This is a genomic window from Mesorhizobium sp. WSM4906 (genome assembly GCF_029674625.1).
In the GTDB taxonomy this organism is placed as follows: Bacteria; Pseudomonadota; Alphaproteobacteria; order Rhizobiales; family Rhizobiaceae; genus Mesorhizobium.
In genome coordinates, this window is the sequence record NZ_CP121355.1 from 2753022 (window position 1) to 2764855 (window position 11834).

An 11834-nucleotide genomic window follows, 5' to 3' on the forward strand; every position below is an offset into this window, starting at 1 on the left:
TCGCAGAATTTTTTGGTGGGCCGGGCCTGGGCAGGCCAGGCGACCCACGAAGCCGGGTGATGATCGCTCGGATGATGGAGCACCTTCAGATGACCTTGCTCGAGAAAGTGGCGGTGTAGCGGCTGTTGCGCGTGTCGAGAATTTCCGGAAAGCCGATGTCCTTGCGCAATTCGTCCGGCAGCGAAAGCAGGATGCGTTCGCTGCGGTAGCGGGCGCGCGCGGTCGCATACCGATTGGCGATGCGGCCGATGGATGACAGTATCGACATGATGAACTCTCCCTGGTTGGTCCCGACATCGTGTCGGCACTCCTAGGACGAGGGGTACCGCGGCGATCCGACAGACCGCCTGGATTTTTTTTCGTGCGCGTTTCCTGCGGCCAGAAGGCCGGCCCGTAACGAGCAGTCCAGCGTGTCACGGAAACGCTGAACTGCTCTAACACGGTCTCAGCCTGGCTCGACCACCGAGCCGAAGAACGCCTCCGGGCTGTCGACTTCGACCAGCCGCCGCTTCTCGATCAACCAGAACCGGTTGCCGATCGCGCGGATGAAGGAGCGGTCGTGCGAGGCGAGCAGGCAGCTCGTCTGATGCCTCAGCAGTTCCTCTTCCAGCGCCTCCTGGCCGTCGATGTCGAGGTGGTTGGTCGGCTCGTCGAGCAGATAGAAATTGGGGTTGATCAGCCGCAGCACCAGCATCATCAACCTCGATCGCTGCCCGCCCGACAAGGCGCCGATCTTTCTCTCCTGCATCTCGATGGCGACGCCAGCGCCGGCGAGCAGCGAACGCGCCCGCTGCTCGCCGACCTCGAAGCGGCGCGAGACCATCGCCAGTGGCGTGTCGTCGCCGCTGATGCCCGACAGCGCCTGGTCGCTGTAGCCGAGAACGGTCGAGGGCGTCACCTTGACGTTCCGGGCCGTTCCGGGGTCGGCGATGGCGTTGCGGACCATATCGATGAAGCGCGACTTGCCGACACCATTGCGACCAAGCAGCACGATGCGGTCGCCCTGGCAGATATGGCGCTTGCCGGTCGTGAAGAGCAGCGTGCCGTCGGGCGTTTCGACCGCCGCGTCGTCAAGCGTGATCAGCACCTTGGCGTGGGTGCCGCGGTTCGCCAATCGGATCGCGCCGGCCGAGCGCTCGCGATGCGCCTGCACCGCCGCATCTTCCAATCGCTCGGCCCGTTCCTTGAGCTGTTTGGTTTTCACAGTCAGCAGATCGCTGCCGGAATTGATGCCGATGTTGTTGAGTTTGGCGGCCTGCCGGCGCAGCTGCTGAGCCACCTTCATGTCGCGCTCGAACTTGCGCGCCGTCGAGGCATCGACCTCGTCGAGCGCCCGCCTGGCGCGCGAATAGGGCAGCGAAAACACCGGCGATTCTTCCGGGCGCAGGAACAGCGTGCGGTTGGTGGTGGCGTCAAGGAAAGCGCGGTCATGGCTGGCGATAATCACCGGCACTTCACGCGACAGCGTGTTGAGCCAGGTTTCCAACTGGCCGATCTTGGCGAGGTCGAGATGGTTGGTCGGCTCGTCAAGCAGAAGCACGTCCGGGTCGGTCACCCAGACGCGGGCGATCAGCGCCAGCCGCTGCCAGCCGCCGCTCAAGGCCCGCATCGGCCTGTCGCGCATATCCTCGGGCACGTCGAGCGAATCCAGCACCACGTCGACGCGCCAGCGCTCGCTGTCGGCCCGCTCGGGCGGCAAGGCATCCGCAACCAACTGATGGAAGCTGCGGTCGAGCAGCGCGTCGGGGGCGGATTGCTCGACATGGCCGACGCGCAGCCCGCGCGACCGGGTGATATCCCCGGCGGTGGGTTCGAGCTCACCGGCCAGGCATCTGAGCAAAGTGGATTTGCCACGACCGTTGGCCGCGACGATGCCCACACGGTCGCCGGCGCCGATGGTGAGATCGAGGTTGGAGAAGAGCGGCGCACTCATGGTAACGCCGAGGGATTTGAGGCTGATCAGGGCCATGTCGATTTCTCTGGTCTTGCCGGAGTCCGGCTCAATGCACTTTGACGGTGCGCCGGCAGGCCATCAGGCCAAGCTCAGCGGCACCACGAAGGGCAGACCAAAAAATCGAGCGGGGAAATTCCCGGACCGTCCGGTCAGCCCTGCAAGCAAGCTCGCAGGGCACAAATCGGGCCGCGCTGACGATGGTGATCGATAGACACGCAGCCCTCCTTTCCAGACTTCGAGTTGGGGAATGGCTACAACAGGGGAGGGGCCGGTGGCAAGGGGCGGTGGAGGAGTTCCCTTCTCCCCTTGTGGGAGAAGGTGGCCTCGCGAAGCGAGGTCGGATGAGGGGTGCTCCAGATGGCACCAACGTCTCACTCCGCTGGAATACCCCTCATCCGTCTCGGCGCTGCGCGCCGATCCACCTTCTCCCACAAGGGGAGAAGGAAGAAGGTGCTACCTTCCCGGCCGCCCCGTCTTGCTCGGACGCCGCTTTTGGCGGCGCTCGTCGGCCGGGTCTTCGTAGGAGCCGATTCCGGCGCGTTGACGAACAATTGGCTTGTCGTCCTTCGCGCCCCGTTCGGTCTCGCCAGTTCCCGAGATTGGCTGCGGCTTGGCCGGCTTCTTTCCCTCGACAGGTTTTTCGGTGCGGCGCACCGTCATCTCGTCGAGCGAGTTCTTTCGGAACAGAGGCTTGGTGCGGTCGCCGGGAATGCCGAAATCCGAGCCGTGCGCTTCCTGCGCCGACTGCTTCTTGAACAGCGAGCGCGAGACGGCGCCGGCCGGCGTCGGCATGTCGGTGCCGGGTCCCATGTCGTCGATCGACGGCTTGGCGAACAGCGGCTTCTTCACCGGCACGGCGCCATCGGCGCCCATCTCGTCGAGATGCGGTTTGCGGAACATGTTGGGCCGGGCAGCCCTGGCCGCCTCTTCGGCGGCGCGTGCTTCGTCGAGCCTGCGGAAACGCTCCTGTTCCTCGGCTGTACGATGTCTGGCCACGCCCTTGTTGTGCCTGCCCTTTTCGCGGCCTGATGCGGGGCTTTGGCTTTCCACCTCACGCGCCAGCGGATCGTCGGAGATGGCAAGCTCCATATCGCGCAGCCGCTTGATTTCGTCGCGGATGCGGGCCGCCTTCTCGAAGTCGAGATTGGCGGCGGCATCGCGCATCTGCTTGTCGAGCGCCTCGAGATGGGTTTTCAAATTGTTGCCGATCATGGCGCCGGCATCGTCGGTGAACTGCGAGATGTCGGCGCGCACGTGGTCCTTCTCGTAGACCGAGTCGAGGATGTCGGCGATGCGCGACTTGACCGATTCCGGCGTGATGCCGTTGGCGGCGTTCCACTCCATCTGCTTCTCGCGGCGGCGGTTGGTCTCGGCCATCGCCCGCTCCATCGAGCCGGTGATCTGGTCTGCGTAGAGGATGACCTTGCCGTCGACGTTGCGCGCGGCGCGGCCGATGGTCTGGATCAGCGAGGTTTCCGAGCGCAGGAACCCTTCCTTGTCGGCGTCGAGAATGGCGACGAAGCCGCATTCGGGAATGTCGAGGCCCTCGCGCAAAAGGTTGATGCCGACCAGCACGTCGAAGGCGCCGAGGCGCAGGTCGCGCAGGATCTCGATGCGCTCCAGTGTGTCGATATCGGAGTGCATATAGCGGACGCGAATGCCGTTCTCGTGCAGGTATTCAGTCAGATCCTCGGCCATGCGTTTGGTCAGAACCGTGACCAGCGTGCGGTAGCCGAGCTTCGTGGTTTCGCGGATCTCGCCGACGACATCGTCGACCTGGCTCTTGGCCGGGCGCACCTCGACCGGCGGGTCGATCAGGCCGGTCGGGCGGATGACCTGCTCGGCGAAGACACCGCCGGACTGGTCGAGCTCCCAGCCGCCCGGCGTCGCCGAAACGGCGATCGATAGCGGGCGCATGGCGTCCCACTCCTCGAAGCGCAGCGGCCGGTTGTCCATGCAGGAGGGCAGGCGGAAGCCATATTCGGCCAGCGTCGCCTTGCGGCGGAAGTCGCCGCGATACATGCCGCCGATCTGCGGCACGGTGACGTGGCTCTCGTCGATGAAGATCAGCGCATTGTCCGGCACATATTCGAACAGCGTGGGCGGCGGCTCGCCCGGCTGACGTCCGGTGAGATAGCGCGAATAGTTCTCGATGCCGGCGCAGGAGCCGGTCGCTTCCAACATCTCCAGATCGAAGCGGGTGCGCTGCTCGAGCCGCTGCGCTTCCAGCAAACGGCCGGCCTTTTCAAGCTCTTGCAGGCGGTATTGCAGTTCTTCCTTGATCGACTTGATGGCCTGATTCAACGTCGGGCGCGGCGTCACATAGTGCGAATTGGCGTAGATCTTGACGCTCTTCAGCTCGCCGGTCTTCTGGCCGGTCAGCGGATCGAATTCGGTGATCGCCTCGATCTCGTCGCCGAACATCGAGATGCGCCAGGCGCGATCCTCCAAGTGGGCGGGGAAGATCTCGATCGTGTCGCCGCGCACGCGGAACGAGCCGCGCACGAAGTTGACGTCCTGGCGCTTGTACTGCTGGGCGACGAGGTCGGCGAGCAGGGCGCGCTGGTCGAGCCGGTCGCCGACCTGCATCTGGAAGGTCATGGCCGTATAGGTCTCGACCGAGCCGATACCGTAGATGCATGAGACCGAGGCGACGATGATGACGTCGTCGCGCTCCAGCAGCGAACGCGTCGCCGAGTGGCGCATGCGATCGATCTGCTCGTTGATCGAGGATTCCTTCTCGATATAGGTGTCGGTGCGCGGGACGTAGGCTTCGGGCTGGTAATAATCGTAGTAGGAGACGAAATACTCGACCGCGTTCTCCGGGAAGAATTTCTTGAACTCGGCATAGAGCTGTGCGGCCAGCGTCTTGTTGGGCGCCAGGATAAGGGCAGGGCGCTGCGTCTCTTCGATCACCTTGGCCATGGTGAAGGTCTTGCCGGAGCCGGTGACGCCGAGCAGCACCTGGGTGCGGTCGTTCTGGTCGACGCCCTCGACAAGGTCCTTGATCGCGGTCGGCTGGTCGCCGGCCGGCTCGAAATCCGAAACCATCTTGATGGCGATGCCGCCTTCGGACTTCTCCGGTCGCGCAGGACGGTGAGGCGTCCAGAGCTGTCCGTCCTTGTGCAGCGGATTGCCGGATTCGATCAGCTTCGACAGTGCGGCGACGGTCGCGGTCACGCCGCTCGAGGAAACCGACTCGGCGTCCTCCAGGCTGATGTCGAGGCCGGCCACCGGGTTGAGGCCGGCGGCCGCGCGTTCCTTCGCCGAGGCCGCGCCGCCCATCGAGGTGCCGCGCGCCGTGCGCCCGGGTGCGGCCGAGCGTTCGGGTATCTTCTTCGGGGCTTTTGCCTTCGGCTGCTTTTGCGCCTCGCGCTCGATTTGCCCGGCCCAATCGGAGATCGAGCCGGTCAGCGGCGCGCCGGAGAACTCGCTCTGCGGCGCTTCGGAAAAGCCGCCGGGCTTCAACGGCTCGGCAGCGTCGAGGAATTCGGTCAGCGGGCTGCGCCGTTTCGGCGCGCCATCTTGCGCCGGCGAGGGCGTTTTCTTGTCGGTGCGTTTGGCCATGGGCCGAATATGGGAGGACTCGGGCGAAATGGAAAGAGCCGAGTGAACCGGCGCGCGCGCGCTGCCGTGGCTGCTGACAGAAGGCTGTCAGGAGCGGTGGCAGAGTTCCTCAGTTGAACCACAGCGCGAAAGTCAGGAAGCCGGCGCCGCCGAACTCGCGCTGGATCTGGTCGAAATCGTCGCTGGTGAGGATCTTTCCGCTTTCGAGATAAGGCGCGATCGCCGGGCCGGTGATCGACAGCACGAGGTCGAAGGGTTTCGGCTCGTCGAAGAAGCGCTTCATGTTGATGCCCTTGCCGGTGATGCGGAAATGCGGCAGCAGCACGCGGCCCTCGAGAAGGTCCTCGGCCATGGTCAGAGTGGCGAGCCAGGCCGCTACCTGCTGCTCGCCAACCTCGAGGCCGGTGAGCGGATTGACACCCTTCTGCTGCGGCCCTGGCAGCCATTCGCGGTCGTTGTCGCTTTCGGCGAGGATCGCTTTCCAATCTTCGCGCGACAGCCGGATCATTTCCAGCAGGTGTCGGCGCGCCGCTTGCCGACGCTCCGGCTCGATCACCGGCCAGTTGACGAGATGCACCAGCGAGATGAAGTCGGCGAAGCGCCATTCCGAGGCGAAGATGTTGCCGCTCATGCCGCCGTCCGGCGGCACCAGCGCATCCTGCAACGGCAATTTTGCGCGCGGGAACAGCATGTGGAAGGAACCGTCGAACATGGTCCTGAAATCATGCGCCAGCCAGAAATCGGCCTGGGCCATCAGGAACTCGGCGTAGCCCTGCAGCCAATAGCCGTCGGCGCGATCGAAGCGGAAGGCGAGCGAAGGAGCGGTATCGTTCGGGTCTACACTGCCGCGTGAGAGCGAGGCCATGATCGCGGCGATGCTTTCGTCGGGCGCTATGTTGCCGTCTTCGTTAAGGTCGATGCCGGCATGGGTGAGGTCGACCACCATGCCGATGTCAGCGCTGGCCGGCACGGAGCCGAGCATGGCGGCGGACTTCTCCAGCCGGTCGCGAAAGGCGACCAGGATAGCGCGGAATTCTTCGTAGGTCAGCGGCTCGGGATTGGGATTGTCCGGCACGGGCAGCCGCATCAGCGGCAGCATGAAGGATTGCGGGCTCTCGAAGCCGTGGCGATGCAGCCCGCTGGCGAGGATCTCCAGGGCGGTGAAGAATTCGCCGGCGCCGGCGGCATAGGCCGATGCCGGATCCTTGGCCGCCGCTTCTTCCAAGGTCGACAGTGCCGTGTTCCGGTCAGCCACGCTCTTCGCCTCGAACATGACCTTTGCCGCCTCGGGCAGCTCCGCCCAGGCGGACGACACCGGCAGGCATGCAAACAAGGCGGCTGCAAAGATCGCTGAACGCATCGTCATTGCCCTCCATTGCGTCAGTTCGCGAGCATACACGCATTTAGCCCAAGGCGTCCTCCAGCCCGCACCGGTCGGCATGCTGCGGCTTCGTGGACGGCTTCAACCGGCTCGCGCGACAGTCTACACAGGGCTGACAAAGGAGCATCGCGTGTCAAACTATCCGCTCTCCTACAAACTGTCTTGGCTGCCGCGTTTCCTGAAACCGTCGCTCGGCGGTGACAGGAACGGTTTCGCGTCGACGGCTGCGACGCTGATCGATCCGCCCCCGGCGCAGACGGTGCGGCTTGCCTTCATCGGCGACATTTCGGCGGTCGCCAATCGCGCGGTGCCTGAATGCGATCCCGCGATTGCAGCGCTGATCGCCTCCGCCGATCTCGTGGTCGGCAATTGCGAAAGCCCGGTCGTCGAGCGGCCGACCGCGGTGGTGGGCACGCGGCTCGGCACGCATCATGCGATGACTGAGCGCTTCCTGGCCGAAGCGCTGGCGGCAACCGGGATTGCCCGCGAAAAGCTCGTGTTGTCGCTCGCCAACAATCATGTGCTCGACCAGGGTGTTTCCGGCTTCGAGGCGACGGTCACGGCGCTTGGGCGGCTCGGCATTCGCACCATCGGCACCACTGTCGGCGGATCTGTCCAGCGCCATGCCGCCGGACCGCTGACGATCGGCTTCGCCGCTTTCACGCTTTGGCGCAACGCCGACGAAGCCGAATTCCGGACGCGGGTTTCGATGGCGAGCGATCCGGCCGAATGGCCGCGCGAGACGGGCGCAGGCATCGATCTCTTATGCGCCGTGCCGCATTGGGATTGGGAATTCCGGCACTTTCCGAGACCGACGACGCGGGCGCTGGCGCGGCGGCTGGCGAGCGATGGCGTGCGGCTGATCGCTGGCCACCACGCCCATGTCGTGCAGCCGGTCGAGCGCATCGGCGACAGCGTCGTTGCCTACGGCCTCGGCGATTTCCTCGGCACGGCCTTTGTCAGGCAGCCATGGCCGGGCCGCATCGGTTCGATCCTCGTCGTCGATGTAAGCACTGAAGCCGCCACGCGCGGCATGATTGCCGCCTATGAACTGCGCCCCTTCATGCGGCTGCGCAGGGGGCGCCACGAGCGGCTGGTGTCGGTGGAGGCGCTGGGGGGATCATTGAAGCGGCGGGTTGCGGAACGCCTGAGCGCGATCTTTTCCGGCTGACCAGCCGACGGTTGACCGATCCGCTTGCGGGGAACCCGCCGCAAAGGCGACCGTCGTGCGATACATACCGCTCAGCAATCGAAGCCGTATTGGGTGCGCATGTAGTCCGCTTCTTCCTTCGACATTTTCTTGAACATCACGCAGACGGTGAAGCTGCCGACTTGATGGCCGTCCCTGGTGTATCCCCAGTCGGAAATATCGTCCCTGCTGAATTCGATGTTCTGGCCGAAGACGACATTGTGAACAAGCTCCGGCTCGTTCGCCAATATGCCGACAAAGCCGGTGGCGGTCCGTTTGAAGGGGATGACCCAGAAATGCTCCGTCACATTTCCTTCCACGACCATGACCTTCAGCTTGAACTTGTCGGTTCCTGGCGGCGGCGCGTCCGACAAAGCCAGGAAGTCATCCAGGCTGGATCGCGCCTTGGCAATCGCCGCCGCCATTTCGGCATCGTCCGGGGCGACCATCACCGTCTTGTCGTCACCCTGATTGGCGTCTTGCGCTCGAACCTGCAAAGGGATGAGCATTAGCAGCAGGCAAAGCGCGGCGCGAACGGCAAAGGTCATTGAAGTCCCCCAACTCCAGATAGGCAATCATCTTCCCGCATCGCGTCGACATTATCAATCAGGCGCCGTTCCGACGCGCCAAGCGGCGGACCTCATCGGCAGCATTGCGACGATCCCTATGGTTTTTGCGGAATGGCCGGTCTATCCGTCACGAGCGGATGGTAAGGGAGCTCTCCGTTGTCATAGCGTCGAAAGCGTCGAACGCCGGAGAGGACAGGATATGCGAATGAGATCTGCCGCTGCGGCGTTCGCCATGATCTTGCTTTGCGTTGGCGTGGCCGACGCGAAAGACCTGAAAGCCTTCAAGCTGACGATCGACGGCGTGACGGTCGACATCGATCCGGGCGAGGACGCGAATGTGAGCCTGCCGGGCGGCAAGACGGCCAAGGTCAGGCTCGACCGCAACGACTTCGCCACCTTCTCCGGCGGCACTTTTTCCTTCGTCCATCCGAGCAACATCTCCGTCACCAAGACGGATCTCGGCGACAGCATCACCCAGTACCTGGCCGCTTCGGCCCTCGGCACCATCGTCGTCGTGCAGGAATACGGCAAGATGAACCCTGTGCCGCTCAATCAGCTGATGCTGCAGGAGATGACGAAGGAATCGGTGCAGGCGGGCGGAACGCTGACGCAGCAGCCGACGACCCGCAAGCTCGCCGACGGCAAGCAACTGACCGGCATCAAGGCTACCGTGAAGACACGAACCGACAAGGCGGATTTCGAGATCGTCGGCCTCGGCCTCGCCGATCAGGGGTTGCTGTTCATCACGCGCATCGGCGATCAGGATGCGGCAACCGAGCAGCCGATGATCGACAAGTTCTGGCAGACCCTGAAGGTGAAATTTTAGAGCAATTCCAGGAAAGGCCCCAGCGGTTTTCCGTCCTGGGTTGCCGAAGCAAATATTACAGCCCGCTCGGCACCAATCCCGTCAGCCAGCTCGCCGACCGCTTCGCCATGTCGACGGTCGCGGTCGCCGCGCGGTCGAGATCGGTCTTGACCACGGCATAACCGGCCTTGGTGCGGTAGAGCACGGCGCTGCCGCCGTCGACCGCGGTTTCGAAGGCGACCGGCCGCGCGGCTTCCGTCTCGCTGGCCGTCACCGTCGCGCCGACCGGAACGCTCGGGCGATGGCTGAGCTCGGGCGGCAAGGGGGCGATGGTTCCCACGACGCGGTTCGTCGGCTTCAGTTCGGGCCCCGATGCCTTCGCCGCGAGTTCCGCGGTCGATGCCGAACCCTTGACGCGGCAGATGCCTGACACCAGCGGATAGTTGAAGTTGCGCTGATGCAGCATCTGGCTCTTCATCGCCGCCTCGCAGTCGGCGATCGTCGCCCATTTGGCGGGCGTCTCGCCGATATATTCGCAGAGCTTGGCGTCGCAGTCGCAGCCGACGATGGTCATGGCGACAAGGGCGGTCTTGATCACGGTCTTGTCCCTTCGAATTCGTTCCCTGGCCGATCAATCGCCGGGGAACAAGGCGGGATTTGGCCGCGATTGTGAATTGTGCGTGTCGGCGCGTTGCGGAAGATTGCTTGGCCTTCGACTGTGGCGCGAAAACATCAGTCGTGGGCGCCAGCGGAATGCAAGCCGCGGCGAAAAGGCAGCCCCAAAAGACAGTCGGCGCTGGGATTTCTCCCAGCGCCTCCCTGTCAGATCAGGAACCAGTCGCGGCAGCAACTTCCGTAAGGTCGTCGCGCCAGGCCGGCCTTGATATTGACGGTCCTGCCAGTCGCCACCCGAGGGGCAGCGCCCGTTCCAGACCACGCCGATCTCCACCCTTGCGGGCTTCGCCCAGCGCGCCATCGAAGGTTTCACCCGCCTTCATGGCAGCATCGGTCCGCCGTCGGCGTTCGCACGCTTTCCGCGGCCCCGCCGACATCCATCCCTCCAGCAGGCGAAACCTGCTCTCGTTCCGGGCCGTACGGGCCTCAGGAAATCCGCCTTGCGCTTTTGCCTTTCGGCTGGGGCGTTCGGTAGCCGCCTGAGATGGGTTCAATGTACGCCGGGTAAGGGGTTCGCGGAATGCCCTCGGACCTGTGGATAGCGGGATTATCGGGGACCGACGCAACAAGTCTCGGAATTCACGGCCCAAACTCCTTAGACAGCCTGCCCCCGGTATTTCTGGAGCCTTTTGGACGATGAGCCTTGCCCTGCCCACCGCCCCGAGTTTCAATGCCGGCAAAGGACTACGGGCGGCTGCGGCGGCCAGAAGCCGCCTTGCGCTCTCAGGTCATAGCCTTGGGGGAGGTTAGGTTGAAGGTCGGGGTGGTTCTCAATCCAATCGCTGGAGGCGGCAGGCTCAAGCGTCATTGGCCCGAGGTTGCCGCATCGCTCAAGAAGCATTTCGGTGATTTCGATCTGCGCGAGACGCAGACCAGCGGCGATGCCGAGCGGCTGGCGATCGACCTGGCGGTCGACGGCTGCGAGCTGGTGATTGCCGCCGGCGGTGACGGCACGGCGAGCGAGGTGGCTGACGGGCTGCTGCAGGCGGAACGTGAGACCGGCCGGGCGAGCGAGCTCGGGCTCCTGCCTTGCGGCACGGGTATCGGTTTCGCACGCGGATTGGGACTGTCGGATGAAATCGAGCCGGCGCTGGCGCGATTGGCCGGTGCAAGTCCGCGCAGGGTCGATGCCGGGCGTATCTGCTACATCGACGACCACGGCGCGCTGGCCAGCCGCCACTTCATCAACATCGCCAGCCTCGGCCTTTCAGGCGCCACGGACCGCGCGGTCAATTCCGACAAGCGCAAGGGCCAGGTTTCGGTCAAGGCACTGTTCTTCTGGCGAACGGTGCTGGAATTCCTCCGCTATCGCTTCCAGGACGTCAGGATCACCATAGACGACGGCGAGCCGACCGAGGCGCGCATGGCGCTGGTGGCGGTCGCCAATGGGAAATTCTTCGGCGGCGGCATGATGATCGCGCCCGACGCCGAACTCTCCGACGGTCAGTTCGACATCGTCATCGTGCGGTCGGCGAACAAGCTCGGGCTGATCCGGGACATCCGGCTGCTCTATGGCGGGCGTCACCGCAACCACCCCGCGATCACCATGTTGCGCGGCCGCAAGGTGCTGGTCGAGCCGTTGGGCGATGTGGAGACGAACGGGGCGCTGGTCGACATAGACGGCGAGTCGCCGGGCCGTATCCCCGCGACTTTCGAGATCCTGCCCGGCGCGTTGACGCTGAGATGTTGAATCA

The 11834-nt window shown here is 64.4% G+C and carries 9 protein-coding genes; 3 read left to right on the forward strand and 6 right to left on the reverse strand.

Features of this window, described 5'->3' with window-relative positions:
• Positions 1–85 precede the first annotated feature (85 nt).
• The 4 genes from QAZ22_RS13130 to QAZ22_RS13145 form a co-directional block, all read right to left on the reverse strand.
• A complete protein-coding gene (locus QAZ22_RS13130) occupies positions 86–268 on the reverse strand; it encodes a hypothetical protein (protein ID WP_278207190.1) in 183 nt (60 codons plus the stop codon).
• 177 nt (positions 269–445) lie between these two features.
• Positions 446–1969 carry an ABC-F family ATP-binding cassette domain-containing protein gene (locus tag QAZ22_RS13135; protein ID WP_278207191.1) on the reverse strand — a complete coding sequence of 508 codons (1524 nt, stop codon included), beginning with the start codon at positions 1967–1969 and terminating at the stop codon, positions 446–448.
• Between the two features lie 438 nt (positions 1970–2407).
• Positions 2408–5521 carry an excinuclease ABC subunit UvrB gene (uvrB, locus tag QAZ22_RS13140; protein ID WP_278207192.1) on the reverse strand — a complete coding sequence of 1038 codons (3114 nt, stop codon included), beginning with the start codon at positions 5519–5521 and terminating at the stop codon, positions 2408–2410.
• 109 nt (positions 5522–5630) lie between these two features.
• Positions 5631–6887, reverse strand: coding sequence for a hypothetical protein (locus QAZ22_RS13145; RefSeq protein ID WP_278207193.1), 1257 nt, complete (start codon positions 6885–6887; stop codon positions 5631–5633).
• Between the two features lie 145 nt (positions 6888–7032).
• Between QAZ22_RS13145 and QAZ22_RS13150 the strand changes: the two genes are divergently transcribed.
• On the forward strand, positions 7033–8073 hold the full coding sequence (locus tag QAZ22_RS13150; RefSeq protein ID WP_278207194.1) for a CapA family protein: 1041 nt from the start codon (positions 7033–7035) through the stop codon (positions 8071–8073).
• A gap of 71 nt (positions 8074–8144) precedes the next feature.
• On the opposite strand, the gene QAZ22_RS13155 is transcribed toward QAZ22_RS13150, so the two are convergent.
• The gene (locus tag QAZ22_RS13155; protein WP_278207195.1) at positions 8145–8639 is read right to left on the reverse strand and encodes a DUF2314 domain-containing protein; all 495 of its coding nucleotides are present in this window, start codon (positions 8637–8639) and stop codon (positions 8145–8147) included.
• 226 nt (positions 8640–8865) lie between these two features.
• Between QAZ22_RS13155 and QAZ22_RS13160 the strand changes: the two genes are divergently transcribed.
• On the forward strand, positions 8866–9486 hold the full coding sequence (locus QAZ22_RS13160) for a hypothetical protein (RefSeq protein WP_278207196.1): 621 nt from the start codon (positions 8866–8868) through the stop codon (positions 9484–9486).
• Between the two features lie 55 nt (positions 9487–9541).
• On the opposite strand, the gene QAZ22_RS13165 is transcribed toward QAZ22_RS13160, so the two are convergent.
• Positions 9542–10063, reverse strand: coding sequence for a hypothetical protein (locus QAZ22_RS13165; RefSeq protein ID WP_278207197.1), 522 nt, complete (start codon positions 10061–10063; stop codon positions 9542–9544).
• An 828-nt stretch (positions 10064–10891) separates the two neighbouring features.
• On the opposite strand from QAZ22_RS13165, the gene QAZ22_RS13170 reads away from it, so the two are divergent.
• On the forward strand, positions 10892–11830 hold the full coding sequence (locus QAZ22_RS13170; RefSeq protein ID WP_278207198.1) for a diacylglycerol kinase family protein: 939 nt from the start codon (positions 10892–10894) through the stop codon (positions 11828–11830).
• The last annotated feature ends 4 nt before the right edge of the window (positions 11831–11834 follow it).

Coding starts and splice junctions, on each gene's coding strand:
- QAZ22_RS13155 (WP_278207195.1), bottom strand. CDS start 8,639: ATGACCTTTGCCGTTCGCGCCGCGCTTTGCCTGCTGCTAATGCTCATC.
- uvrB (WP_278207192.1), bottom strand. CDS start 5,521: ATGGCCAAACGCACCGACAAGAAAACGCCCTCGCCGGCGCAAGATGGC.
- QAZ22_RS13145 (WP_278207193.1), bottom strand. CDS start 6,887: ATGACGATGCGTTCAGCGATCTTTGCAGCCGCCTTGTTTGCATGCCTG.
- QAZ22_RS13130 (WP_278207190.1), bottom strand. CDS start 268: ATGTCGATACTGTCATCCATCGGCCGCATCGCCAATCGGTATGCGACC.
- QAZ22_RS13135 (WP_278207191.1), bottom strand. CDS start 1,969: ATGGCCCTGATCAGCCTCAAATCCCTCGGCGTTACCATGAGTGCGCCG.
- QAZ22_RS13160 (WP_278207196.1), top strand. CDS start 8,866: ATGAGATCTGCCGCTGCGGCGTTCGCCATGATCTTGCTTTGCGTTGGC.